22 protein-coding genes and 1 pseudogene are annotated in these 24,382 nt (G+C 64.6%); 11 read left to right on the plus strand and 12 right to left on the minus strand.

Features of this window, described 5'->3' with window-relative positions; translation table 11 throughout:
* Positions 1 to 25: 25 nt before the first annotated feature.
* Together otsB and kstR are read right to left on the minus strand one after the other, a co-directional pair.
* Entirely contained in the window at positions 26 to 2,557 is a 2,532-nt protein-coding gene (gene otsB / locus HBA99_RS02700) for a trehalose-phosphatase (protein ID WP_070952352.1), read from the minus strand.
* Positions 2,558 to 2,617: 60 nt separating this feature from the next.
* Entirely contained in the window at positions 2,618 to 3,295 is a 678-nt protein-coding gene (kstR, locus tag HBA99_RS02705; RefSeq protein ID WP_070923462.1) for a cholesterol catabolism transcriptional regulator KstR, read from the minus strand.
* A gap of 207 nt (positions 3,296 to 3,502) precedes the next feature.
* Here kstR and HBA99_RS02710 point away from each other — a divergent pair, with 207 nt between their 5' ends.
* Complete coding sequence (locus tag HBA99_RS02710) at positions 3,503 to 5,620, plus strand: acyl-CoA dehydrogenase family protein (RefSeq protein WP_070923461.1); 2,118 nt, start codon at positions 3,503 to 3,505, stop codon at positions 5,618 to 5,620.
* 3 nt (positions 5,621 to 5,623) lie between these two features.
* On the opposite strand, the pseudogene HBA99_RS02715 reads toward HBA99_RS02710, so the two are convergent.
* The 3 genes and pseudogenes from HBA99_RS02715 to HBA99_RS02725 all read right to left on the minus strand — a co-directional run.
* Positions 5,624 to 5,896, minus strand: a pseudogene (locus HBA99_RS02715) (hypothetical protein); the annotation flags it as partial.
* A 171-nt stretch (positions 5,897 to 6,067) separates the two neighbouring features.
* Positions 6,068 to 6,607 (minus strand): hypothetical protein, encoded by a 540-nt coding sequence (locus HBA99_RS02720; RefSeq protein WP_057965288.1) that lies wholly within the window; start codon positions 6,605 to 6,607, stop codon positions 6,068 to 6,070.
* Positions 6,608 to 6,671: 64 nt separating this feature from the next.
* Positions 6,672 to 7,727 carry a ferredoxin--NADP reductase gene (locus HBA99_RS02725; RefSeq protein ID WP_070951609.1) on the minus strand — a complete coding sequence of 352 codons (1,056 nt, stop codon included), beginning with the start codon at positions 7,725 to 7,727 and terminating at the stop codon, positions 6,672 to 6,674.
* A gap of 301 nt (positions 7,728 to 8,028) precedes the next feature.
* Between HBA99_RS02725 and hsaA the strand changes: the two genes are divergently transcribed.
* The 5 genes from hsaA to fmdA all read left to right on the plus strand — a co-directional run bounded on the left by hsaA (position 8,029) and on the right by fmdA (position 12,355).
* On the plus strand, positions 8,029 to 9,216 hold the full coding sequence (gene hsaA, locus HBA99_RS02730) for a 3-hydroxy-9,10-secoandrosta-1,3,5(10)-triene-9,17-dione monooxygenase oxygenase subunit (RefSeq protein ID WP_030095770.1): 1,188 nt from the start codon (positions 8,029 to 8,031) through the stop codon (positions 9,214 to 9,216).
* A 26-nt stretch (positions 9,217 to 9,242) separates the two neighbouring features.
* On the plus strand, positions 9,243 to 10,154 hold the full coding sequence (gene hsaC, locus HBA99_RS02735) for an iron-dependent extradiol dioxygenase HsaC (RefSeq protein ID WP_030095769.1): 912 nt from the start codon (positions 9,243 to 9,245) through the stop codon (positions 10,152 to 10,154).
* Complete coding sequence (gene hsaB / locus HBA99_RS02740) at positions 10,151 to 10,717, plus strand: 3-hydroxy-9,10-secoandrosta-1,3,5(10)-triene-9,17-dione monooxygenase reductase subunit (protein WP_030095768.1); 567 nt, start codon at positions 10,151 to 10,153, stop codon at positions 10,715 to 10,717. Before hsaC ends, hsaB begins: the two co-directional genes overlap by 4 nt.
* A gap of 85 nt (positions 10,718 to 10,802) precedes the next feature.
* The gene (locus tag HBA99_RS02745) at positions 10,803 to 11,084 is read left to right on the plus strand and encodes a zinc ribbon domain-containing protein (protein WP_081347633.1); all 282 of its coding nucleotides are present in this window, start codon (positions 10,803 to 10,805) and stop codon (positions 11,082 to 11,084) included.
* A gap of 14 nt (positions 11,085 to 11,098) precedes the next feature.
* A complete protein-coding gene (gene fmdA, locus HBA99_RS02750) occupies positions 11,099 to 12,355 on the plus strand; it encodes a formamidase (protein WP_070923457.1) in 1,257 nt (418 codons plus the stop codon).
* A 7-nt stretch (positions 12,356 to 12,362) separates the two neighbouring features.
* On the opposite strand, the gene HBA99_RS02755 is transcribed toward fmdA, so the two are convergent.
* Positions 12,363 to 13,475: an agmatine deiminase family protein gene (locus tag HBA99_RS02755; RefSeq protein ID WP_070951607.1), complete on the minus strand. Its 1,113-nt coding sequence runs from the start codon at positions 13,473 to 13,475 to the stop codon at positions 12,363 to 12,365.
* Positions 13,476 to 13,570: 95 nt separating this feature from the next.
* A complete protein-coding gene (locus tag HBA99_RS02760) occupies positions 13,571 to 14,845 on the minus strand; it encodes a hypothetical protein (RefSeq protein ID WP_070951606.1) in 1,275 nt (424 codons plus the stop codon).
* A 144-nt stretch (positions 14,846 to 14,989) separates the two neighbouring features.
* Between HBA99_RS02760 and arr the strand changes: the two genes are divergently transcribed.
* Positions 14,990 to 15,415: an NAD(+)--rifampin ADP-ribosyltransferase gene (gene arr, locus HBA99_RS02765; protein WP_057965267.1), complete on the plus strand. Its 426-nt coding sequence runs from the start codon at positions 14,990 to 14,992 to the stop codon at positions 15,413 to 15,415.
* Between the two features lie 26 nt (positions 15,416 to 15,441).
* Here arr and HBA99_RS02770 read toward each other — a convergent pair whose 3' ends face one another.
* Genes HBA99_RS02770 through HBA99_RS02790 form a run of 5 tightly spaced genes read right to left on the minus strand, consistent with a single transcriptional unit; the run spans position 15,442 to position 20,470 of the window.
* Positions 15,442 to 15,816 (minus strand): DoxX family protein, encoded by a 375-nt coding sequence (locus HBA99_RS02770; protein WP_030095763.1) that lies wholly within the window; start codon positions 15,814 to 15,816, stop codon positions 15,442 to 15,444.
* Between the two features lie 22 nt (positions 15,817 to 15,838).
* Positions 15,839 to 16,792, minus strand: coding sequence for an acyl-CoA dehydrogenase IpdE2 (ipdE2, locus tag HBA99_RS02775; protein WP_070951605.1), 954 nt, complete (start codon positions 16,790 to 16,792; stop codon positions 15,839 to 15,841).
* A complete protein-coding gene (locus HBA99_RS02780; protein ID WP_070923454.1) occupies positions 16,789 to 17,742 on the minus strand; it encodes an acyl-CoA dehydrogenase family protein in 954 nt (317 codons plus the stop codon). The genes ipdE2 and HBA99_RS02780 overlap by 4 nt, the downstream gene beginning before the upstream one ends.
* Positions 17,739 to 18,899 carry an acyl-CoA dehydrogenase family protein gene (locus HBA99_RS02785; RefSeq protein ID WP_070951604.1) on the minus strand — a complete coding sequence of 387 codons (1,161 nt, stop codon included), beginning with the start codon at positions 18,897 to 18,899 and terminating at the stop codon, positions 17,739 to 17,741. The genes HBA99_RS02780 and HBA99_RS02785 overlap by 4 nt, the downstream gene beginning before the upstream one ends.
* On the minus strand, positions 18,899 to 20,470 hold the full coding sequence (locus tag HBA99_RS02790; RefSeq protein ID WP_070931584.1) for a FadD3 family acyl-CoA ligase: 1,572 nt from the start codon (positions 20,468 to 20,470) through the stop codon (positions 18,899 to 18,901). Before HBA99_RS02790 ends, HBA99_RS02785 begins: the two co-directional genes overlap by 1 nt.
* Positions 20,471 to 20,569: 99 nt before the next feature.
* Here HBA99_RS02790 and ipdE1 point away from each other — a divergent pair, with 99 nt between their 5' ends.
* The 4 genes from ipdE1 to fadA6 all read left to right on the plus strand — a co-directional run bounded on the left by ipdE1 (position 20,570) and on the right by fadA6 (position 24,358).
* Positions 20,570 to 21,712, plus strand: coding sequence for an acyl-CoA dehydrogenase IpdE1 (ipdE1, locus tag HBA99_RS02795; protein ID WP_070952351.1), 1,143 nt, complete (start codon positions 20,570 to 20,572; stop codon positions 21,710 to 21,712).
* Positions 21,713 to 22,501 (plus strand): (5R,7aS)-5-hydroxy-7a-methyl-1-oxo-2,3,5,6,7,7a-hexahydro-1H-indene-carboxyl-CoA reductase, encoded by a 789-nt coding sequence (gene ipdF, locus HBA99_RS02800; RefSeq protein ID WP_070931582.1) that lies wholly within the window; start codon positions 21,713 to 21,715, stop codon positions 22,499 to 22,501.
* 61 nt (positions 22,502 to 22,562) lie between these two features.
* Entirely contained in the window at positions 22,563 to 23,186 is a 624-nt protein-coding gene (locus HBA99_RS02805; RefSeq protein ID WP_164514113.1) for a TetR/AcrR family transcriptional regulator, read from the plus strand.
* A gap of 23 nt (positions 23,187 to 23,209) precedes the next feature.
* On the plus strand, positions 23,210 to 24,358 hold the full coding sequence (gene fadA6 / locus HBA99_RS02810; protein WP_070916709.1) for a steroid 3-ketoacyl-CoA thiolase FadA6: 1,149 nt from the start codon (positions 23,210 to 23,212) through the stop codon (positions 24,356 to 24,358).
* Positions 24,359 to 24,382 lie beyond the last annotated feature (24 nt).

Genomic DNA, 24,382 nt, shown 5'->3' on the forward strand with positions numbered 1-24,382 from the left:
TCCGGTGGCGCGGCGAAATGGCCGGTTAGGACAGCAAGGCGGCGCAGCGCAGCAGCCCGATGTGGCTGTATGCCTGCGGGTGATTGCCCAGCGAGCGTTCGGCCACCGGGTCGTACTCCTCGGACAACAGGCCAGTGGGGCCGGTGGCCTTGACTAACTGGTCGAACAGCAGCTCGGCCTGTGATCGCGCACCGATGAGCAGGTAGGCCTCCACGAGCCAGGCGGCGCACAGATGGAAGCCACCCTCTCCACCGGGCAGGCCGTCATCGCGGTGGTATCGGTAAACCGTTGCACCACTACGCAACTCGGCTTCAGTGGCGATCACTGTCGCGGTGAACCGGGGGTCGGTGGGCTCGATCAGACCGGATAGTCCGATGTACAGGGTGGCAGCATCCAGATCTGTGCCGTCATAGGCGGCGGTGAAGGACTTCACCGAGTCGTTCCACCCCTTGTCGATGACCTCGGTGGCGATCTCGTCACGTAGTTCGGCCCAGCCCGCGGGAGTCTCGCGCTGGAACTCTTCGGCGAGTTTCACCGCACGGTCCACGGTCACCCAGCACATCACCTTGGAGTAGACGTGGTGCCGCGGATTGCCGCGGATCTCCCAGATTCCGTGGTCGGGTTCGTACCACCGACGTTCGACGGCAAGAACCATGTCGGATACCAGGTTCCAGTCGGCATCGGTCAGCGGTTCGGCGTGCCCGAGACGCTTACGGGCGTGAGTCAGATCGTGGATCAGTTCCACCACGGGACCGAAGACGTCCAGCTGCACTTGTGAGTTGGCGGCGTTGCCGACGCGGACCGGGCGTGAGCCCGCGTATCCGGGCAGCGAGTCGATCACCGCCTCGGGCGGCAGCACGGTTCCAGACAAGGTGTACAGCGGGTGTAGGCGATCTGGGCCGGGCAGGTGCTCCAGTACTCGGTGCAGCCAGCCCAGCAGGCCCTCGGCCTCGCCTAGAGATCCCAACGCCACCAGGGCCGATGCGGTCATCGAGGCGTCGCGCAGCCAGCAGTACCGATAATCCCAGTTGCGAATGCCGCCAATGTCTTCCGGCAATGACGTGGTGGCGGCCGCAAGGATCGCGCCGGATTCGGCGTGCACCAGGCCGCGCAGCGTCAGCGCCGAGCGCTTCATCAGTCCGGGCTTGCGCTCGGGGAGTGTCAGGGTCTGCGCCCAGTCGCGCCAATACGACTCAGCGCGGCGCCGCAGCTCAGGTTCGGGGACCGGGTTAGGCCCTAAATCTTCGGTACCGCAGCGTAATTCGAGAGCGATCGGCCGGTTGGAGCGGCTGATCGTCGCGGTGGCGGTCTGTTCGTCGGCGGAGATGCTCCAGGTGACGCCGGGTGCGCGCAGCACAATCGGGTCGTTGGTGCCCAGCACCCGCAGACCGCCCTCGTCGGCTACCAGCTGCACTGGTGTCTGACCGAACTCGGGGCGCGGGGCGAACGTGACCACCGCATCGGCCTCACCGGTGACAACCCTGATCAGATCGGTACGCCCGGGAATCTCGTCGTGCGCCAGGTAGTCGGTGACCTGCAGGCTGGCCCAACGGGTTTCAACAGTCATGGTGCTGTCGATGTACTTCTGGCCGAGTGGCAGCGCTGACCGTGCGGGGCCAATGGTGAAGTGCCCGGCCTCATCCCCACCGAGGAGGTGGGCGAAGACGGCCGCCGAGTCGGGTTCCGGGTGACACATCCAGGTGATGTCACCGGTGGGGGTCACCAGCGCGAGCGTGCGTGAGTTGGCGAGCATGGTGAGACGCTCGATGGGGGTGGCGTGACCGCCGAGCAGCCAGGTGCGACGTTCCTCAAGCAGGAAAGCCAGTGCGGTGCCCACCGATTCGGTGTCCGGGATGCGGTATTCGGCGAGTGTTTCTCCGTCGCCCACCTTGACACCCACGTCGGGGCCATGCAGTCGCTTGAAGGCCTTCTCGTCGGTGACGTCGTCGCCGAAGAACACCGCGGCGGTCGCGCCTTCCTGATGGCGCAAGATGTCGAGCGCCTGTCCCTTGTCGGTGGGTATAACCGCGAATTCGAGAACCTTTTTGCCCTCGGTGACCTGCGCGCCCCATCCGTTGGCCACGGTAAGTGCTTGGGACAGCGCGGCATCGCCGTCCTCTTTCGAGGCATTACGCACGTGCAGTGCGACGCTCGCCGGTTTCAGCTCGATAGCCACCCCGGCGTATTCGGCGGCGATGGCCGACAACTTGTTGGCGATGGTCTTCAACAGCGCCTTGGCGTCTCCGTCGATGGCGTGCACGAAGCCGGCATCGAACTCCGATCCGTGGCTACCGACCAGATGTACCTCGGAGGGCAGCCGCGACAGGGTCGCCAGGTCACGCAGTGCGCGCCCGGAGATCAGCGCCGAGGTTGTCGACGGCAGTCCCGCCAGCGCCCGCAACGCCGTGGTCGACTCGGGGTGTGGGCGTGCGTCATCGGGGTTGTTGACCAGCGGAGCGATGGTTCCGTCGTAGTCGGAGGCCACCAACAGCCGAGGAGTACGGGCGACTTCGGAAAGAGCCCGGCGCAGTTCGACAGGCAGATCTTGGGCACTCACCACGGGTCCCGAGTCTACGTCCGCTACCTACGGCGGGCTGGCTAGGCCAAGCGTTGCTGCTCAGGTAATGCCAAGCAGCAATCTGACGGTGCGATCGAGCCGGTGGCTCACGTCGGTTGCCGACGCCCGACGCGTCAGCCAGGCAATCATGTTGGAGGTCCAGACATCCGAGATGACACGGGCGATGTGGAACTGCGCGTCGGAAGGGTCGTCGTCACCGGCCATCGCGCGGGCGAAAATACCGTCCATCAGCCGGCCCACGTGATCAACCTCACCGGCGGCGGAAGCGTCCGCGAAGACCAAGGCGCGGGTCATCGCCTCGGTGAGAAGGGGGTTGCGCTGCATGTTGCGATTCAGCCGTGTGATCGCCGTGTGCAGGCGTTCATACGCGGTGCCGCCGCTGACGGTGTTGCGATCCGATCTGGCGTCGATCTGCTCGAATTCGCGCTCCAGCGCGGACACCAGCAGGTGCACCTTGGAGGGGAAGTACCGATACAGCGTGCCCACGGCGACGTCTGCCCGCTCGGCGACAGTACGCATCTGCACCGCTTCGTACCCGCCCTTGGACGCGATGGCCAAGGTGGCATCCAGGATGCGCTTGCGGCGCTCGCGCTGCGCGGTCGAACCGAGATCGTCATCGGACAGTGCTGAGACGGCTGCAGGCTGATTCGCGGCGTCGGTGTCACCGTTATCCGACTGCACGGCTTCCGATGCGTGAGATGTCCGAGGCGTTGCCATGGCGTCTGTACTCCCTGTGCTCAATCCCGTGTGTCCACGGGACGGTTTCAGCGCACGACTATACGGATGACCGTCGGTCGTTTCAGGTCTCCCTGGCCCTCCGGTAGTGCTCTGTACAGCCTGAATGCGTTCCTACTACACTGAACCCAATCACGATATTAGAACACGTTCTAGTCTCGTGTACCCGAATCAAGCCGAGGAGAATCTGTGTCGTCCGATGTTCAGGAAGCCGCCCGGGACGCTGTCCGTCAGTGGGCCAAGAGTGCGGCTGTCATCGAATCGGTCCGCAAGATGGAATCCGACCCCCACGGGTGGGGCCCGGCCTATGCCGGGTTGGCTGAGCTGGGAATATTCGGTGTCGCGGTGCCCGAGGCCGCAGGCGGTTCGGGTGCCGGATTCGACGACATGATCGCCATGGTCGACGAGGCCGCGGCGTCCTTGGTGCCGGGGCCGGTTGCCACCAGTGCCTTGGCTGCTGTGGTGCTCGCGCCCGCCGGGCCGGCGGAATTGGTGGCGGCGCTGGCCTCCGGTGAGCGCACGGCGGGCCTGGCCCTCACCGGGAGCCTGACCGTCGCCGACGGGCTGGCCTCGGGCGTGTTGCCCGCGGTGCTGGGTGGCACCGTCGATGGAGTGCTGCTTGCGCCGGGGCCCGATGGTTGGGTGTTGGTCGACTGCGCGGGTGCGGGTGCCACGGTGGACGTCAAAAAGGCCACCGATTTCTCGCGCCCGTGGGCCGCGATCACCCTGAACGGCGCCGAGGCGCATCCGGTGAGTCTGCCGAAGGCCGTGGTCGCCGATCTTGCGACGGTGACCCTCGCGGCCGAGGCGGTGGGTGTGGCGCGCTGGGCGCTGCGGACCGCCGTCGAGTACGCCAAGGTGCGTGAGCAGTTTGGTAAGCAGATCGGCAGCTTTCAGGCCATCAAACACATGTGTGCCGAAATGCTGTGCAGGGTCGAGCAGGCAGATGTCGCAGTCTGGGATGCCGCCGGATGCGCGCAGGATGCGGTGGCCAATGGTGTTGATTTCCAGCAGCTTTCGCTTGCCGCTGCGGTCGCGGCGGCCGTGGCGGTCGATGCCGCGGTAGTCAACACCAAGGATTGCATTCAGATTCTTGGCGGCATCGGGTTCACGTGGGAGCACGACGCGCACCTGTACCTGCGGCGTGCCTACGCACTGCAGTCCTTCCTGGGTAAGCCGGCGGTATGGCGGCGTAAGGCCGCCGCGCTGACCCTCGGGGGAACTCGCCGCTCCCTGACCATCGACCTCGGTGAGGTGGAGACCCAGCGGGCTCAGGTCGCTGCCACCGCTGCGGAAATCGCCTCGGCACCAAAAGACGAACACCAGGTTCGGCTGGCCGAGACGGGCTTCCTGGCCCCGCACTGGCCCGCACCGTACGGGCTGGGCGCGGGGGCTGCGCAGCAGTTGCTCATCGATCAGGAGCTGCATGCTGCGGGAGTCATCCGTCCCGACCTCGTGATCGGGTGGTGGGCGGCTCCTACCATTCTCGAGCACGGAACTCCGGAGCAGATAGCGCAATTCGTGGCTCCCACACTGCGCGGTGAGATCGAATGGTGCCAGCTGTTCTCCGAGCCCGGTGCCGGTAGCGATCTTGCGGCGTTGCGTACCAAGGCAACCCGGGTCGACGGTGGGTGGAAGCTCGACGGACAGAAGGTGTGGAACTCCAAGGCTCAGATCGCGGACTGGGCGATCTGCCTGGCGCGAACCAACCCCGATGTGCCGAAGCACAAGGGCATTACGTACTTCTTGCTCGATATGAAGACCCCGGGGATCACCGTGCGGCCGCTGCGTGAGATCACCGGGGAGGAGATGTTCAACGAGGTCTTCCTGGATGGTGTGATTGTTCCGGACGAGAATGTGGTCGGATCGGTCGACGATGGATGGCGTCTAGCCCGCACCACACTGGCCAATGAACGGGTGGCCATGGCCGGGGGCGGCACGCTCGACGAGGCCATGGAGTCGCTGCTGACGCTCATCGGGGACGCAGAATTAGATGGGGCACAACTGGATACGCTTGGTGTATTCGTGTGCTCAGCGCAGACGGGTGCGCTGCTGGATCTGCGCACCGCGCTGCGCGCCATCGGTGGTCAGGATCCGGGTGCGGCCTCGAGCGTGCGCAAGCTCGTCGGAGTGCGGCATCGGCAGGGGCTGTCGGAGCACATCCTCGACTATGTGGACTCTCATGGAGCGGTGGAGTCACACGAGATGTGGCTGTTCATGCGGGACCGATGCCTGTCGATTGCCGGGGGCACCACGCAGATCCTGCTCAGCGTGGCAGGGGAGCGGTTGCTCGGTCTGCCGCGTTGACAGCCAGCAGTCAGCTCGGATGCGCATGCGGTGTTGGGTGCTACGCGGGAGAGCGCCCGGACTGTAGAGGCCACGGCCGCGTCGACGAACTCGGTCGAGCTTGACATCGGTGCGCAGTGCATCCGAGATCGTCTTTGACGGTCGCCCATCTACGTCAAAACCTATGTCCGCCAACATGGTGACCATCTCGGATACCGTGGTGAGCCCGTGGCGATGGATATGCAGGACGAGCAGGTAACGCAAATCGGTGCGCAGCGACCGGGCCCGAGCGTTCATGCTCAGCACCATGCACGGTGCGCCGACATTGTCGGACTGGCGTCTTAAACAACACACGTCTGATGCCCGCGTTTATGCGACAACTACCGGCCTGACCAATTGTTGTCGCATAGACGCGGGCAGCACACCTACATGGTCAGAGCGGGTGCTCGGTACGCCGTCTGGTGACGGTTAGCTGAAGCGGGCCTGTGCGCAGGCGTCGGGCGAGATTACGCTCCGGCCGCCGATGCTGGCCTCCACGTGGCTGCACACGATGTAGTCGGCGTCGAGCTTGGGTTGTCCGGTCGCCCAGTCGGTCGGCTGGGTGGTGCCGGTGATCCGGAAACGGTCGACGTCACCTCCACCGAAGTAGACGGTGGTGAGCAGCCAGGTGCTACCGCCGTTGTGCTCCACGGTGTTCGGATTGTCGGCCCATTGCACCCAGAGATAGTTCATCCGGTCCGAGGTACGCAGCTCGGTGGTCTGCTTGGCCCACAGATCTCCCCCGAATCCCTCAATTCCGTTGGGAGTCCGAAGGTTGAAGCTCGCGGTGTAATAGCACTGCCGTTCGGCCTTGCGGCAGTCGGCCGTGGCGTGCACCTCGAGCTGACGCCCCTCGTCGACGGGCGTGCTGACGTCGGTGGTTTTGACCTCGGCGGTGGCCGTGCCCGGGAAGACCAGGGACGTGACCACCAGTGATGCGGCGGCCAGCGCCGCTTTCAGGGAGCTCATGATGGGGGAATCGTATCGGCCCGGTGGGGCCGCGTCGCTGAGATCTTTTTTCTGAACCTGGCGTTCACTCATCAAAGGTGACGTTGACATCGTCGGTCTCGGGAACCGCCTGGCACGCCAGGATGTACCCGTCATCGAGGTCGTTCTGCGACAGCGCGTCGTTGACGAGCATGCGGACCTTGCCGTCCTTCAAGATGCAGGCGCAGGTCATGCAGTGCCCCTCGCGGCAAGAGAACGGTGCGTCCAGTCCCTTTGCGAGTAGGACGTCGAGCAGGACGGTGCTCCGGGGCCAGCTGACCGTGTGGGTCTCGCCGTCGAGTTCGACGGTGGCCGTGGCAGGCGGTTCATCGTCGTCGGAGGGCTCGGCCAGCACCACCTCGGCGAACGGGTCGCTCTCCAGGGAACGGAAAACCTCGACATGCACGCGCTCCTCGGGCATGCCATTGCCCTTGAGCGCAGCCTCCGCGGCGTCCATGAACGGCCCGGGACCGCAGATGAAGGCTTCGTGTCCGGCCGCGAACGGGGCGGCCAGAGTGGCCAGGGTTTGTTGTGAGGGCAGCCCCTGGACCGATTCGAGCCAATGGATGACGGTCAACCGATCTGGATATTGCGTCGTCAGTTCGCGAAGTGCCGCACCGAAGATCACCGACCGCTCGTCGCGGTTGGCGTAGATGAGCGCCACCTTGCCGCTGCCCTGTGAGAGTGCGGACTTGCAGATCGCCATCATCGGGGTGATGCCGCTACCGGCGGCCAGCAGCAGGAAGTCACGATCGAGTTCTTTGGGGACGAATACTCCGGAGGGCGCCAGGACGTGCATGTGCATGCCGGCATGCGCGTTATCGCAAAGCCAATTGGACCCGTAACCATCGACGGTGCGTTTGACCGTGACAGTCAACCGCTCGTCGATATGCGGTGAGCTGGACAGTGAGTAGCAGCGTGCCACCGATCCAGTGCGATCGGAGGGAATGCGCAGCGTCAGGTACTGGCCGGGTGTGTACGCGAACTTGTCGGCCGCGTCCTCGGGGATGTCGAAGACCAGCGACCGGGAGTCGGCGGTCTCGTAGATCACCTCGGCGATGCGAACCTCGAGGACGTGTTTCCCCAGCGGAACGTCCGTCACGTGATTTCCTCCGTCAGTTGTACGTCGCCCGGGGGCGATGAGCCGCTTGCGCGAAGAGCCGCCAGCTTCGTGGAACTAGAACAGGTTACAGAATTGACCTTTGGCCCTACAACACCGTCGTCGCTTCGTTCCAGATGAGCCCGCCTTCCTGGGGTAGGCGAGGCGGTGTCGACACAGATCGAAACGTGTTCTAGTCTCAGCAGGGAACACGCGCTACCACCGTGGGTGTACAGCGGGTGTCGCGAACTACTAGCCCTAGTTTGTGCCGACTGATGCTAACTACAGCAGTGGAGGAAATGCAGTGACGACGACCGAACAGCGGGACGAGATTCAGGCGGTTCTCGCAGGAATTGACGACCTGCTGCCGATCCTGCGCAAGCGCGCGCAGGAGACCGAGGACCTGCGGCGTCTGCCTGACGCCACGGTCGCCGAACTGCAGGAGATCGGCTTCTTCAAGCTGCTGCAGCCCTCGCAGTGGGGTGGGTACGAGACCGCCCCCACCACCTTCTACGAGGCGGTGCGTCGTTTGGGCAGCGCCTGTGGCTCCACCGGTTGGGTTTCCTCGATCATCGGCGTGCACAACTGGCACCTGGCCCTGTTCGACCAGAAGGCGCAGGAGGAGGTGTGGGGCGACGACACCAACGTGCGCGTGTCCTCCTCGTACGCGCCGATGGGTGCCGGCGTCGTCGTCGACGGCGGGTACCTGGTCAACGGCGCGTGGAACTGGTCCTCGGGTTGTGACCACGCCACCTGGGCTTTCCTCGGTGGCCCCGTGATCAAGGACGGCCGTCCGGTCGACTTCGGCAGCTTCCTGATCCCGCGTACCGAGTACCGGATCGACGACGTGTGGAACGTCGTGGGTCTGCGTGGCACCGGCAGCAACACCGTCGTCGTCAAGGACGTGTTCGTGCCGTCGCACCGCTTCCTGTCGTACAAGAAGATGAACGACCAGACAGCCGGTGGCTACGAGACCAACACGGCACCCGTGTACAAGATGCCTTGGGGCACCATGCATCCCACCACCATCACCGCGCCGATCATGGGCATGGCATACGGCGCCTACGACGCCCACGTCGAGGCCCAGGGCAAGCGGGTGCGCGCGGCGTACGCCGGTGAGAAGGCCAAGGATGATCCGTTCACCAAGGTGCGGGTGGCCGAGGCGGCCAGTGATATCGACGCCGGGTGGCGCCAGTTGATCGGGAATGTGGGCGACGAGTACAAGCTCATCTCGGCAGGCCAGGAGGTTCCGTTCGAGCTGCGCGCCGCGGCCCGCCGCGACCAGGTGCGTGCCACCGGCCGGGCGATCGCCTCGATCGATCTGCTGTTCGAGAACTCCGGTGCTACCGCGCTGTCCAATGACGCTCCGGTTCAGCGATTCTGGCGTGATGCCCACGCCGGTCGTGTGCACGCTGCCAACGACGCCGAGCGGGCTTACCAAATCTGGGGTAACCACGCCTTCGAGCTGCCCGCCACCGACACAATGGTTTAACGCCGGGTATTAGGAGGAATCCGAGAATGGACGCCATCCGCTCACTGGGATACATGCGCATCGAGGCCACTGACATGGCGGCCTGGCGTGAGTACGGGCTCAAGATCCTCGGCATGGTCGAAGGCAAGGGCACGGTTGACGGTGCGCTGTACCTGCGCATGGACGACTTCCCGGCCCGTCTGGTGATTTTCCCCGGACAGCACGACCGACTGTCGGTTACCGGGTGGGAAGCCGCCAACGCTGCCGGACTACAGCAGGTCCGGGAGGCGTTGGAAGCCAACGGCACTCCGTACAAGGAGGGCACCGCGCAGGAGAAGGCCGAGCGCCGTGTCGATGAGCTGATCATCTTCGAGGATCCGTCGGGCAACATCCAAGAGGTGTTCCACGGTGTTGCCCTGGAACACCGCCGGGTGGTGAGCCCGTACGGGCACAAGTTCGTCACCGAGGAGCAGGGCCTGGGTCACGTGGTGCTGTCGACCAAGAACGACGCCGAGTCGCTGCATTTCTACCGAGATGTACTGGGGTTCAAGCTGCGTGACTCCATGCGGCTCCCACCGCAGATGCTGGGCCGTCCCGCCGACGGCGAGCCAGCCTGGCTGCGCTTCTTCGGCTGCAACCCGCGCCACCACAGCCTGGCGTTCTTGCCGATGCCGACCCCGAGCGGGATCGTGCACCTCATGGTCGAGGTGGAGAACTCCGACGATGTGGGTCTGTGTCTGGACCGTGCATTGCGTCGCAAGGTGCCGATGTCGGCCAGCTTGGGGCGACATGTCAACGACCTGATGCTGTCCTTCTACATGAAGACACCGGGCGGATTCGACATCGAATTCGGTTGTGAGGGACGCCAGGTCGAAGACGAGTCCTGGGTTGCGCGGGAGAGTACCGCGGTTAGCTTGTGGGGCCACGACTTCACCATCGGTGCGAAGCTGAACCAGTGACGGCTATTGACCCGCGGGCGTTCCGGAATGTGCTGGGGCAGTTCTGCACCGGCGTCACCATCATCACCACGACGCACGACGGCGAGCCGGTGGGGTTTGCATGCCAGTCGTTCGCGGCGCTCTCGTTGGAGCCGCCGCTGGTGCTGTTCTGCCCGACAAAGCAGTCGCGATCCTGGGCTGCTATCGAGGCATCGGGCAAGTTCTGCGTAAACGTGCTGGCCGAGGACCAGCGTGAGGTCTCGGCGCGGTTCGGCTCACGAGAGCCGGACAAGTTCGCTGGAATAGATTGGCATCCATCGGGTCTCGGATCGCCGATCATCGACGGCTCGCTGGCGCACATTGACTGCGAGGTCGCCACCGTCCACGACGGCGGAGACCATTGGGTGGTGTTCGGGTCGGTCAACGAACTGAGTGAGATCCCCGAGAAGCCGACGGCCACCCGGCCACTGCTGTTCTACCGCGGGCAGTACACCGGCATCGAGCCCGACAAGACCACGCCCGCCGATTGGCGCAATGACCTTGAGGCGTTCCTCACCGCTACCACCGAGGACACCTGGTTGTAACCGGCCTGCCATCGATTTCCTCTGCGGGCCTGGCCGATCCGGCGTAACGTCTCAGATCCAGGTGTTACCTCGGTGAGGGCGGGTCATGGCGTTGTACGAGTATCGCTGCACGAGCTGCGGCAGTACGTCGCGCAATTTTCCCTTGGCGACCGCCCCCGATAGCGTGTCCTGCCCCGGCTGCCCTGAATCGGCACGCCGAGTTTTCGGCATAGCCGGGATGAGCCGGGGCGCCTCGTCTCGCATGCGTCTGCTTGACGACACCCAGCGCACCGCCAGTGAGCCGTCCGTGGTGGCTGCGCTGCCCACCGCACGCCGGGCGATTCCCGTGACATCAAATCCCTTGCATCGCAAGTTGCCTCGCCCCTGACCGGAAGGATTGCCATGCCCGAAGTGTTGTTCCCGTTGGATTCGAGCAAGAAGTTCACCGAACAACAGATCGTCGGGCATAACCGGTGGCACCCCGACATTCCGCCGGCTGCCGTCGTCAAACCCGGTACTTCATTCCGGGTGCATTGCCGCGAATGGTTCGACGGTGCCATCCACAATGACGACTCCGCCGACGACATCCGTGACGCACCACTGACCACCGTGCACGCACTGTCGGGGCCGTTCTCGGTGGAGGGCGCTCAGCCGGGGGACCTGCTGATCGTCGACATTCTCGATGTGGGCCCGATTCCGCAGGAAGACTCCGGGCCACTGGCCGGGCAGGGCTGGGGTTACACCGGCATCTTCCCGACGACCAACGGTGGCGGATTCCTCACGGAGCAGTTTCCCGATGCCTACAAGGCGATTTGGGACTTCTCAGGTCAAACCGCAACCTCGCGACATATCCCTGGGGTCAGCTTCACGGGGATTGTGCATCCCGGGCTGATGGGGACGGCGCCGTCGGCGGAATTGCTGGCGCGTTGGAATGCGCGCGAGGGCGCGTTGATCGCTACTGACCCCTATCGTGTTCCCGCACTGGCTCTTCCGCCAGAACCCCGGGATGCTGTACTCGGTGGGCTTACCGGCGACACCTTTGACAGGGCGGCGGCAGAGGCGGCCAGGACCGCGCCGCCCAGGGAGAATGGCGGCAATCAGGACATCAAGAATCTGACCAAGGGCAGCCGGGTGTTCTACCCGGTGTTCGTGCCGGGCGGAAAGCTGTCGGTGGGTGACCTGCATTTCTCGCAGGGAGATGGCGAGATCACGTTCTGCGGAGCCATTGAGATGGGTGGCTTCATCGATCTGCACGTCGACGTGCTCAAGGGCGGAATGGACACCTACGGGGTGTCGGAGAACGCGATCTTCATGCCGGGTAACACCGACCCTCAATACTCGCAATGGCTGGCCTTCTCGGGAACCTCGGTCACTCTCGACGACGAACAACGCTATCTGGATTCGCATTTGGCGTATCAGAGGGCCTGTCTGCACGCTATCGATTACCTGACCAAGTTCGGCTACAGCCCGGAGCAGGCCTATCTCCTGCTGGGCGCAGCACCCATCGAGGGGCGACTGTCGGGTGTCGTCGATATCCCGAATTCCTGTGCCACTGTGTATATCCCGACGGCGATCTTCGACTTTCCGGTGACGCCGTCCGCGACGGGGCCAGTGCGAATCGATCCCGGGCCCGGCGCGCCGCGTTCGGTGGCAAGTTGAGGGCGGCCTACCGCGGTTCCTGCTGGGTGGCGCAGTGGATGCCGCCGCCGCCCGCGGCGATACCGTCGATATCGAGCTGAACCACCCTGCGCCCGGGAAAGACCGCCTCCAGCGTGGATTTGGCCGCCGCGTCGGCGTCCGGGTCTCCGAATTCGGGTGCGATGACGCCGCCATTGCACACATAGAAATTGATGTAACCCGCTGCGAAGTCCTCTGATTCGAAGTCATCGCGCCCCTGCTCGGGTGCCTCGAGTACTTCCACGCGCAGTGCGCGTCCGGCCGCATCCGTTGCCTTTTCGAGGATGTCGAGATGCCGGCGCGTCACGTCGTAGTCGAACGAGTCGGGGTCGTTATCCAGCCCTGCGACGACGACGCCCGGTCCGGTGAATCGCGCGTAGAAATCGGTGTGACCGTCCGTGATGTCCATGCCCGCGATGCCCGGTAGCCAAATGGTCTTCTGCAGACCAAGCAGACGCGCAAGCTCTGCCTCGACATCCTTTTTGGAGCGTCCCCGGTTGCGGTTGTTGTTGAGCACGCAACTCTCGGTGATGATCGCGGTGCCCTCCCCATCGACCTCGATGCCGCCGCCCTCGAGCACGAGATCGGTGTGAAGGACCCGCACTCCGGCGCGCTTGGCGACCTCGGCGGCGACCGTGGCGTCGGAGTCGTGCTTCTGTTTGTTGCCCCAGCCGTTGAAGTTGAAATCGACAGCTGCCTTGCCGGTGTCGTTGCGGACGAACACCGGCCCGCTATCGCGAATCCACAGGTCATCCAGCGGTGCGGGAACCAGTTCCACGTTGGGTCCGGCCAGTTGGCGCGCCAGTTCGATCTCCTGCGGTCGCACCAGCATCGACACCGGTTCGAACTGTGCGATGGCCTGGGCGATCGCACCCAGATTCTGCTGCACCTTTCGGTTGAGCCGCCGGCCCCAGATCTCGTCGCCGGCGCCGAAGGCCATCCAGGTTCGCAGGTGTGGTTCGCCCTCGTCGGGCATGCGCCAGATCTCGCCGTCGCTCACCTCGCCATTATCTTGCCGCTCGTCGGCAGTGTCCGCGCAGGAAGTCAGTGCGAGGCCCGCTGCCACTGCCGTTCCGAGTTGGAGCAGGTGTCGTCGGCGCATATCCAGATTGTGCTACCCGCGGCGGTTCAGTGCCGAAACAAGCCCGTCCGGGTCCGTAACGCTGAGTTGCAGGCCGCCGCCGGGCCGAACGGCAGTTAATCTCCGTACCAACGTCTGCCGTGTTCGGCGTGTGTCGATAGGTAGGCGCCCGGGCCGAAGTGCGTGTCATAGAAGCCCAGATCGATGTTCTGAGCCTGCAGGTACATTAAGACATGGACGGTCGGAACGGTGCCGGGAATCTTTCCGAAAGTGTCGTAAATGTACGAGGCCTGCGTCGTGACGATCTCCTGGATCGCCTCGGCCGGTAGCGCGGCCGCGCGCACCTTGCGTGAATCCGCCCAGGCGCCAGGGGTGTCGGGGTGGAAGGGCCCGCCGGGGCCGTACTTGCGCTCGATGTACTTCTGGACGCCCGCTGCGACCGTCGGCACATGTGGGGGACTGAGGGTTTCGAAGAATCCATCCAGACCGGTGGCATTCGGAAATGGCCACCGATCGTCGTTGTCGGAGCGGAACCCGATACCGGGTGCACGCGGGTCCCCGGAGCCGCCGAGCACCGAAAGCCGGTCGAGCCCGTCGAACATCCAGCCACCCAGTCCGAGCGCTTGAAGGAGGAGTACGCCGTTGTGGGTTGCGGTGGCCAGTTCGGCGCTGGCCTCGGTGAGCGTGTACTGCTCCACAAAAGACAGCGGAATAGGATCGTCGTAATTCCTTAAGCTGCTGAACTTTTCGGTGCCGGGAAGGCTCCGGTTGTTGACGTCGTCGTAGACCAGGTAGCCGTTCGCGGCGAAGAAGGAAAGGTTCGCGATCAGGTGTTCGGCCAGATCTGCCACCGGGAAGGCCAGCAGGCTGCCCGGGTGATTCCCGATCCAGGTGTTGTGGCCTTCCATGTACGGCTCCTCTCGTGGCAGTTCCAGACGTTTGTCCGAAATCCGCACGTAGGAGTCGGCGGTGTGAGTGATCCAGTCCTCGATGGACGCGAATTCACGAGGGGGTTCATCACGTGTCGGCAGCAGGTAGATCCCGGTGTCATCGGTGAAGAAGAGCTGGCTGGTGTGAAATCCGGCGGCGGAGGGAAAGGTGCGTCCAGTCGCACTGCCGGAGTAGTTCGGGAACGCGGGGGCGTATCCGGGGTGATAGGTGATGCCATAGTGCCATCCGGTTACACCCCCAACCACCGAAAGGATCAGTGCGCGTTCGACTTCCGATATCGGTCTGACGGGATGCCCGCTGGTGTAGGCCAGCGGACCGTCGGGAATGCGTCCGCCGAGAGGGAAGCGTCGGGACCGGCGCCCGGTGATCGCTGCCAGCAGCGGGAACGTGGTGACCTCTGCCAGGGCTTCGCGTTCGCGGTCGGATATCTGCAGCGTCATGGATCAAGCCGACCACTGCGCGGTTGTGGGGTCAACCTTTTGGCTTGTCCCCTTTCAAAATATGTCACGAAGGGGGGCTTGCGGCAAGGCCCCCATCGTGACGCACAATCCTGCGACCACGAATTTCGACTGATGGGAACGGGTATGACGATGCCGAACTTTTTCGAGGCGCACGAGTCGGGCGCGTACTTCCATGGCACCAAGGCAGACCTCGAGATAGGCGATCTGTTGACCCCCGGGCATCTGTCGAACTACGAGGAGGGCCGCATCATGAACCACGTCTACGTGACGAGAACACTGATCGGCGCGGGACTCGCCGCCATCATGGCCAAAGGCGAGGGCAGGGGCCATGTCTACATCGTGGAACCGGAGGGCACCCTGGAAGATGATCCGAACGTGACGGACAAGAAGTTCCCCGGGAATCCGACCCACTCGTACCGCACCCGGGAACCCGTGCGCATCGTTGGCGAGGTTGAGGACTGGGAAGGGCCCCCGCCTGAATTCATGGAAACCTTCCGGGCGGGGCTAGCCAACCTTCAGCGCACGGGAAACGCCGTCATATATGACTGAACACGACAGGAAAGGATCAAAGACGGCTACGCCGTGCGTCGTACCTTGAGGGCCTCGGTGATCATCGGAATCTGCAACGGTAGCCGGGCGATGGCGCCGAGCTTCAGTGGCAGCGGCTTGTCCCACCACTGCCGCGCCATGTTGATGTTCGCGGGGAAGACGGCGATGAACAGGAGCGCCGCGAGCGTACCGCCGAGCCTGCGTGTCTTCGGGGCCAGTAGCAGCGCACCGGTTCCGAGTTCGGCAACACCCGAGGCATACGTGTAAAACCGGGCTTCACCAGGCAGCTGGGCCGGGACGATGTCGTCGAAGGGTTTGGGTGCGACGAAATGTACGACGCCGACGCCGAGGAGCACGGCGGCGAGCCGGTAGGCGGGCCAGGGGCTGGCTTTGGTCTGCATGCCCGGAGTCTAGGCCGGGAACCTACAGTCCCGCGGCGCTCTCCAGGCTTGGGAGCAGCTGACGTGGTGTTCCCAGCAGCAGCGCGCTGCCGTGTGCGCGCTTGAAGTAGAGGTGGGCGTCGTGCTCCCAGGTGATGGCGATACCGCCGTGCAACTGGATCGAGTCCGCGGCCACTGCCGAGAGTGCCTCGCTGGCTTTGATTCTCGCTACGGTCGCGGCCTCGGCGGTGAGGTCTTGGATGGACTGGTACACGATGGCGCGTGCGGACTCCACCAGCACATACAGATCTGCCATCCGGTGTTTGAGGGCCTGGAAGCTGCCGATCGTACGGCCGAACTGCACCCGGGTCTTGGTGTATTCGACAGTGAGTTCCAGGGCGCGCGCCGCTGCGCCCACCTGCTCGGCGGCCAGCAGTAGCCCGGCCTTGTCGATCAGTCCTGGGGCAGTGCCGATCGGCTCGTTTCCGCTGACCACGACTGCGGCGAGTCGGCGGGCGGGATCCATCGTCGACAGCGCCGTAGCGGTGACGTTCTCTGCTCGGTGTACTTCGTCGCCATCCAGGGTGAGTACTACATCGGCGATAGCTCCGTTGACGACGTATCCCGGGTCGAAGGCCACCGCACCGATCGATTCACCGGCCGCCAGCGATTCCAGTAGTTCACCCTGGTAGCCGGCCTCGAGGAGGGCCAGCTCCGCCCACAGGGTGCCCATCAGTGGACTGGGCACCAGCCCACGGCCGAGTTCTTCCACCACGACGGCCGCGTCCGCGAGCTCGCCTCCGGCACCGCCCAACTCCTCCGGAACCAGCAACGCTGCCGCTCCGACCTGCTCACACAGGACGGTCCACAGGTTCTCGTCATAGCCGCGCTCGGATTCCATCGCCTTGCGCACCGCGGCCGAGTCGGCTCGTTTGGTCACCAAGGAACGGACGGTGTCACGCAGCATCTGCCGTTCGTCGTTTGAGGAAGTACTCACAGGGCCTCCAGTACACGCGCACGGTGCCATTCCGGTGTGCCCCACGCCGCCGTCAGCGCCCGCACCTTGAGGATCCACAGAGAAAGGTCGTATTCGGCGGTGAAGCCGATGGCGCCATGGGTCTGTAGAGAAGAGCGCGCGGCAAGGTAGGCGGCCTTGCCGGCGGCAACCTTCGCGGCGCTCACATCGCGAGCGGCGGTGGGGGATTCGTCGGCGAGGGCCAGTGCGGCGCCGTACACCAGCGGGCGCGCCAGCTCCAGAGCGATGTGTACATCGGCCAGTTTGTGCTTGACGGCCTGGTAAGAGCCGATCGGCCGGCCAAACTGGGAACGCTGCTTGGCATACTCCACGGCACGGTCCAGCAGGGCCTGTCCGGCACCGATCAGTTGTGCTGAAATGCCAAGCACACCAAAGTCGATGGCGCGGCTGGTGTCCAGGGAGACACCGCCGCCAGTCGGCGTCACGTCGAACACCCGACGGGTGGCATCGATCGACTCATGCTGGGCACCGGCCTGCCCCTCACGGAGCCCGATGTCATCGGCGATGAGCACCAGACCGGCGACGTCCGCATCGAGCGCACGCGGTGTGACGGGAGGTGCGGCGACCGTAGCAATGAGTTCTCCGGCGGAGAGTTGTGAGGACCGCTCATCCTCCGTGAGCAAGACTGGTGCCACCACGATCGATTCGACAACGGGTCCGGGTACCGCCCACTTGCCCAAGCCCTCGAGAGCGACAACCAGATCGACGGGGTGTGCCCCGATGCCGTCGTATTTCTCGGACACCGCCAGGGCCGTGACGCCAAGGTCGGCCAGCGTTGACCACACGGCCAGCCCGGGTTCGTGGTTGCCCGCGGCCCACGCGCGCGCTGCGCCGGGAACATCGGCGGCCGACAGGGCGGCATCGATGCTGGCCGCGAAATCCCGCTGCTGAGTGTCCAGATCGAACCTCACTTGGCACCTCCCGTGCGAGCACTTGCGCTGCTTTCCCTGGGTAGGCCAAGGATGCGTTCGGCGATGATGTTGCGCTGAATCTCATTGGTACCCGCGTAGATCGGGCCGCCGAGGGAGAAGAGGTACCCGTCGGTCCACGGTCCGGTCAGCTCGCCGTCCGCGCCGCGTAGCTCGAAGGCCGTCTCGTGCAGGGCGACATCCAATTCGGACCAGAACACCTTGGTGATCGAGGACTCGGCACCTAGCTCGCCGCCGCTCGCCAGCCGGGTCACGGTGCCGAAGGTGTGCAGCCGGTAGGCCTGTGCCGCGATCCAGGCGTCTGCCACACGTTCGGAAGCGAACCCATTGTCCGGAACCGATTTCCACAGGTCCACCAGCCGATCGGCGGTGGCCAGAAAACGGCCGGGGCTGCGCAGCGACATGCCACGCTCATTGCTCGAGGTGCTCATGGCCACGCGCCAGCCGTCGTGCACGCCGCCGATGACGTCCTCGTCGGGAACAAATACGTCGTCCAGGAAGATCTCGGCGAAGCCGGGGTCGCCGTCGAGCTGCGGAATGGGGCGCACCGTGACGCCCTCGGCCTTGAGGTCGAACATGAAGTAGGTCAATCCCTGATGGCGCTGGGCCGCCGGGTCGGATCGGAATAGCCCGAATGCCCTGTCCGCGAAGGGTGCTCGCGAGCTCCAGATCTTCTGACCGGACAGCCGCCAGCCCCCGTCGACCTTGCGGGCGGGGGAGCGCAGCGAGGCCAGGTCGCTACCGGATTCCGGCTCCGACCATGCCTGCGCCCATATCTCCTCGCCGTTGGCCATTTTGGGCAGGATGCGATCCAGCTGGTCCTTGCTGCCATGTGCGAACAATGTCGGGCCCAGCAGGAACATGCCGTTCTGGCTGATGCGCGCCGGGGCGCCCGCCTTGAAGTACTCCTCCTCGAAGATCACCCATTGCAGCAGGGTGACATCGCGACCGCCGTACTCCCTGGGCCAGGACACCGCGGAAAATCCCGCGTCGTACAGGGTGCGTTCCCATTGCCGGTGCGCCACTGCACCTTCCGGGGAGTCGTAGGAGGGCAGCGGCGGGTTCGGGACGTTGGCGGCGAGGAACTCGCGCACCTCCGCCCGGAATGCCTCGGTCTCGTCGTCGAGCAATAGGTCCATTACGCAGACTCCTCATGCATGGCACGCAGGGTGGGTTTGACCACCTTGCCGCCCAGGTTGCGGGGAAGTTCGTCGAGAAACTCGACGAACCGCGGTTTCTTGAAGTTCGCCACATGCTGTGCGCAGTAATCGATTACTGCCTGAGAGTCCAGAGATGCACCGGGCTTGCGCACGATGTACGCCTTACCGACCTCGCCGAGGCGCGCGTCGGGAACACCGATCACGGCGGTATCGGCCACACCCTCCAGGCGCATCAGCACCTGCTCGATCTCGGCGGGATACACGTTGAACCCGCCGCAGATGTACATGTCCTTGAGGCGGTCGGTGATGGTGAGATTTCCGCGCTCGTCGAGCTTTCCGATATCACCGGTGTGCAACCAGCCGTCCGAGTCGATGGTCTCGGCGGTGGCCTGCGGATCGTCGAGATAGCCCTTCATGACATTGGCGCTACGCAGCAGCACTTCGCCTTCATCGCCGGGTTTCTGCGCGCCGTCGATCCGTAGCTCGTAGCCGATCATCGGGCGCCCGCAGGTGGTCGCGACGGTGACCGCGTCGTCATCGGAGCGGCAGATCGTGGCGAAACCCTGAGTCTCGGTGAGGCCGTAGGCGGTAAGCACCAGATCGAAATCCAGTTCAGATTGCATGCGTTCGATGAGCACCACCGGGACGACGGCCGCACCCGTGACCGAGTACCGCAGCGAGGTCAGGTCGTAGTTCTTGCGTGCCGGATGGTCGAGCAGCATCTGGAAGATGGTCGGCGCGCCGGGCAGCACGGTGATCTGGTGCTCCTGGACGGCGGCCATCGCCTTTTCGGGGTCGAAGGTCAGCTGCGGCATGAGTGCCGCGCCGGTCTGCAGGCAGGCCAGGATGCCCGCCTTGTACCCGAAGTTGTGGAAGAACGGATTGACGCAGAGATAACGGTCGTTTTCGGTGAATTCGCCGTAGGTGGCCCAGGCCAGGGAGGCGGCCAGCGGTTGACGGTGCATGCACAGCACGCCCTTGCTGCGCCCGGTGGTGCCGGAGGTGAAAAGGATGTCGCTGATGTCCTCGGAATCCACGGTGTCCCGGCGGGTGTCGATGTCCTCGTCGGTGACATCGTTTCCGCGCGCCACGAACTCGTCCCAGTTGCACCGATCGCCGGCCTCCACCGCGACCCGCACGATGTGCCGCAGGTCGGGGAGCGTTGCGGCGTCCAGCTCGGTGATGCGGTCCGAACCGAGGAAGATCCCGACAGAAACCAGCACGCGGGCCTGGCTGCGCTGCAGAATGTCGGTCGCCTCGTCGACGGTGTAGCGGGTGTTCATCGGGACGACGGCGGCGCCCGCGTACTGCGCACCCAGGCAGGCGATGGGCCAGTGCCATGAATTGGGGGACCAGATGGCGACGCGATCGCCGTGCTCGACCCCGAGCGCGATCAGCGCCGCGGAGAAGCGCCGCGCGCGGATACGAAGTTCTGAGAAGGTCAGCCAGGAGCCGTCCGCATAGAGGGCGTCGCGACCGCCGAAACGAGCCGCTGCCTGGTCCAATGCTGCCGGGATGGTGAGTTCGGGTGTCTGCTGCGCCGACTCCATACGCGTCCGACCCACCTTCCAATAACAAGCAAGTGCTTGGTAGGTTAGCCTACAGGTGTGGGTGAGTTCCAAGCGGCTTCCGAGCGTCCGTTGTCGGAGATATCCGACGATCAGGTGCGTGCCGAGATCCGGGAATGGCTGGCCGAGAACCTTATCGGCGAGTTCGCCGAGCTGAAGGGCCTGGGCGGCCCGGGTAGCGAGCACGAGGCGTTCGAAGAGCGCCTCGCCTGGAACCGTCACTTGGCTGCCGCGGGCTGGACCTGCCTGGGCTGGCCGGTCGAGCACGGTGGTCGCGGGGCCACCGTGAGCCAGCGCGTCATCTTCTATGAGGAGTACGCGCGCGCCGAGGCGCCGCACAAGGTCAATCACCTGGGTGAGGAGCTGCTCGGACCGACACTCATCGCCTACGGCACCCCCGAGCAGCAGCAGCGCTTCCTTCCGGCCATCCGCGATGTCACCGAGCTGTGGTGTCAGGGATATTCGGAGCCCGGCGCGGGGTCAGACCTTGCGAACGTATCCACCACTGCGGTGCTTGACGGTGACGAATGGGTGATCAACGGGCAGAAGGTGTGGACCTCGCTGGCGCTGCAATCGCAGTGGTGCTTCGTGGTCGCGCGCACCGAACCCGGATCGACGCGACACAAGGGTCTCTCGTATCTTCTGGTGCCCCTTGATCAACCAGGTGTCGAGATCCGCCCGATCATCCAGCTGACCGGCACCTCGGAGTTCAACGAGGTGTTCTTCGACAGCGCGCGCACCGCCGCCGATCTGGTGGTCGGTGAGCCGGGCGATGGCTGGCGGGTCGCCATGGGCACCCTGACCTTCGAGCGTGGCGTCTCGACCCTGGGTAACCAGATCACCTATGCCCGTGAGCTTTCGAGGCTTGCCGAGCTCGCCAAGTCCAACGGCTCGGCGGACGACCCTGCGATCCGCGAGCGCCTGGCCCAGGCCTATGTCGGGCTTCGTACCATGCGCGCCTACGCGCTGGCCACCATGGACGAGGAGCGTCCCGGCCAGGACAATGTGTCAAAGCTGTTGTGGGCCAACTGGCATCGTGATCTGGGCGAGCTGGCGATGGAGATCATCGGAAAGTCGACCCTGTTGACCGATGGCGGCGAGATGGACGAATGGCAGCGTCTATTCCTCTTCTCTCGTGCCGACACGATTTACGGCGGCTCCAATGAGATCCAACGCAACATCATCTCCGAGCGGGTGCTCGGACTACCCAGAGAGGCGCGCTAAGTGAGCTTGTCCCAGGCACCGAAAGAGATTGACGGACACGGTCTTCTGAAGGGCAAGGCCGTCGTCGTGACCGCGGCAGCCGGAACCGGGATCGGCTCGTCGACCGCGCGCCGTGCTCTGGTCGAGGGGGCCGACGTGGTCGTTTCCGACTACCACGAGCGCCGCCTCACCGAGACGCGTGACGAGCTCGCGGCGCTCGGGCTGGGCAAGGTGGCCGCGGTGGTGTGTGATGTCACCTCTACCGAGGCTGTCGACGCACTGATCGTCGAATCCGTTGCCGCACTGGGCCGTATCGATGTACTGGTGAACAATGCCGGGCTCGGCGGTGAGACTCCCGTTGCCGACATGACCGATGAGCAGTGGGACCGGGTTCTCGATGTCACCTTGACCTCCACGTTCCGCGCGACCCGCGCGGCCCTGCGGTACTTCCGCGAGGCCGGTCATGGTGGTGTCATCGTCAACAACGCGAGCGTGCTGGGCTGGCGCGCGCAGTACGGGCAATCGCATTACGCCGCCGCCAAGGCCGGCGTCATGGCGCTCACGCGATGCAGCGCCATCGAGGCCGTCGAGCATGGCGTACGCATCAACGCGGTAGCCCCGAGCATTGCCCGGCACAAGTTCCTCGACAAGGTGACGTCCTCGGATCTACTGGACAAGCTGTCTTCCGATGAGGCATTCGGTCGCGCCGCCGAGCCGTGGGAAATTGCCTCCACCATCGCCTTCCTGGCCAGCGATTACTCGAGCTATCTGACCGGTGAGGTCATCTCGGTGTCCAGCCAGCGGGCGTGACATGCGCCATTAAGCGGTGACCAAACAAGCGCTTGGTTGATACAGTGGGGAGGTGGACAAGGTGGCAGAAGTGCGAGAGTCGGACGCTCTTCGCGCAAGCGGTGCATCGCAGCCGTCGCGACGTGACGAACTGCTGAGCCTTGCGGCTGCCATGTTCGCAGAGCGCGGCCTGCGCGCCACCACGGTGCGCGACATCGCCGATGCCGCCGGAATTCTGTCAGGCAGCCTCTATCACCACTTCGATTCCAAAGAGGCGATCGTCGACGAACTGCTGCGCGACTTCCTCGAGGGACTCTTCGCCCGGTATCGCGAGATTGCCGCGGCCAACCTGAATCCCGTCGACACGCTTAAGGGCCTGTTCCTGGCCTCGTTCGACGCTATCGAAACCAAGCACGCACAGGTCGCCATCTACCAGGCGGAAGCGCCTCGGCTGCTGTCGCAGGAGCGGTTCGCCTATCTGAACGAACTCAACACCGAGCAGCGCGAGTTATGGCTCGAAGTGCTGCGCGACGGCATCGCCCAGGGCTACTTCCGTCCCGATCTTGATGTGGCAGTGGTGTACCGGTTCATTCGCGACGCAACATGGGTATCGGTGCGCTGGTTCCGTCCGGGCGGTTCGCGCACGGCGCAGGAAGTCGCCGAACAGTACCTTTCGATAGTCCTCGGCGGGATTACCGTCGATTAGTCTGGGAAATAAGGAGATTCACCATGTCTGAGGCGTACATCATTGACGCTGTGCGTACCGCTGTCGGTAAGCGCAACGGCTCACTGTCCACGGTGCACCCGCTGGATCTGGGTGCGGCCACCTTCAAGGGGCTCTTCGACCGCGTCGACGTCGACCCCGACGCCATCGATGACGTGATCATGGGTGTCCTGGACGCCATCGGTGGGCAGGCCGGCAATGCCGGACGCCTCGCGTGGCTGGCCGGTGGATACCCGGAAGAGGTGCCCGGCTGCACCGTCGACCGCCAGTGCGGATCGAGCCAGCAGGCCATTTCCTTTGCCGCGCAGGCCGTTATGTCCGGTACCGCGGACCTGGTGGTGGCCGGTGGCTTCCAGAACATGAGCAAGATTCCGATCTCTGCGGCGATGATCGTCGGCAAGGAGTACGGATTCACCTCGCCCACAGCAGAATCCGAAGGCTGGCTGCACCGCTATGGCGATCAGGAAATCTCCCAGTTCCGCGGCGCGGAGATGATCGCCGAGAAGTGGGACATCAGCCGCGAGGAGATGGAGCAGTTCGCGCTCTCCAGCCATGAGCGGGCTTTTGCCGCGATCCGCAACGGACACTTCGACAATGAGATCATCCCGGTCGGCGACTTCCGTGTCGACGAGGGTCCGCGCGAGAGCACGCTGGAGAAGATGGCTGGGCTCAAGACCCTCGTCGATGGGGGCCGGCTCACGGCAGCTCTGGCCAGCCAGATCTCCGACGGTGGTAGCGCGACGCTGGTCGCCTCGGAAAGCGCCGTGAAGGCGCACGGGCTGAAGCCACGCGCACGTATTCATCACATCAGCGCCCGGGGCGACGACCCGGTGTTCATGTTGACCGGCCCCATCCCCGCCACCAAGTACGCGCTGGCCAAGACCGGTCTGACGATGGACGATATCGACGTTGTCGAGATCAACGAGGCCTTCGCCCCCGTGGTGTTGGCATGGGCCAAGGAGCTGGATGTCGACCTGAAGAAGGTCAACCCCAACGGCGGCGCAATCGCGCTGGGTCACCCGTTGGGGGCCACCGGCGCCAAGTTGTTCGCCACCATGCTCAACGAGTTGGAGCGCACCGGCGGCAAGTACGGCCTGCAGACGATGTGTGAGGGCGGCGGCACCGCCAACGTCACCATCATCGAGCGCCTCTGAGCGCCTCTGAGCGCCTCTGAGCGC

The organism is Mycobacteroides chelonae (assembly GCF_016767715.1).
Classification (GTDB): Bacteria; Actinomycetota; Actinomycetes; order Mycobacteriales; family Mycobacteriaceae; genus Mycobacterium; species Mycobacterium gwanakae.

Bases quoted from the DNA above. Each gene is read 5' to 3' on its own strand.
- HBA99_RS02745 (WP_081347633.1), top strand. From the start codon at position 10,803: ATGGCGTTGTACGAGTATCGCTGCACGAGCTGCGGCAGTACGTCGCGC.
- hsaC (WP_030095769.1), top strand. From the start codon at position 9,243: ATGGACGCCATCCGCTCACTGGGATACATGCGCATCGAGGCCACTGAC.
- HBA99_RS02785 (WP_070951604.1), bottom strand. From the start codon at position 18,899: ATGGACCTATTGCTCGACGACGAGACCGAGGCATTCCGGGCGGAGGTG.
- HBA99_RS02755 (WP_070951607.1), bottom strand. From the start codon at position 13,475: ATGCGCCGACGACACCTGCTCCAACTCGGAACGGCAGTGGCAGCGGGC.
- HBA99_RS02770 (WP_030095763.1), bottom strand. From the start codon at position 15,816: ATGCAGACCAAAGCCAGCCCCTGGCCCGCCTACCGGCTCGCCGCCGTG.
- kstR (WP_070923462.1), bottom strand. From the start codon at position 3,295: ATGGCAACGCCTCGGACATCTCACGCATCGGAAGCCGTGCAGTCGGAT.
- arr (WP_057965267.1), top strand. From the start codon at position 14,990: ATGACGATGCCGAACTTTTTCGAGGCGCACGAGTCGGGCGCGTACTTC.
- fadA6 (WP_070916709.1), top strand. From the start codon at position 23,210: ATGTCTGAGGCGTACATCATTGACGCTGTGCGTACCGCTGTCGGTAAG.
- HBA99_RS02720 (WP_057965288.1), bottom strand. From the start codon at position 6,607: ATGAGCTCCCTGAAAGCGGCGCTGGCCGCCGCATCACTGGTGGTCACG.
- fmdA (WP_070923457.1), top strand. From the start codon at position 11,099: ATGCCCGAAGTGTTGTTCCCGTTGGATTCGAGCAAGAAGTTCACCGAA.
- HBA99_RS02790 (WP_070931584.1), bottom strand. From the start codon at position 20,470: ATGGAGTCGGCGCAGCAGACACCCGAACTCACCATCCCGGCAGCATTG.
- HBA99_RS02760 (WP_070951606.1), bottom strand. From the start codon at position 14,845: ATGACGCTGCAGATATCCGACCGCGAACGCGAAGCCCTGGCAGAGGTC.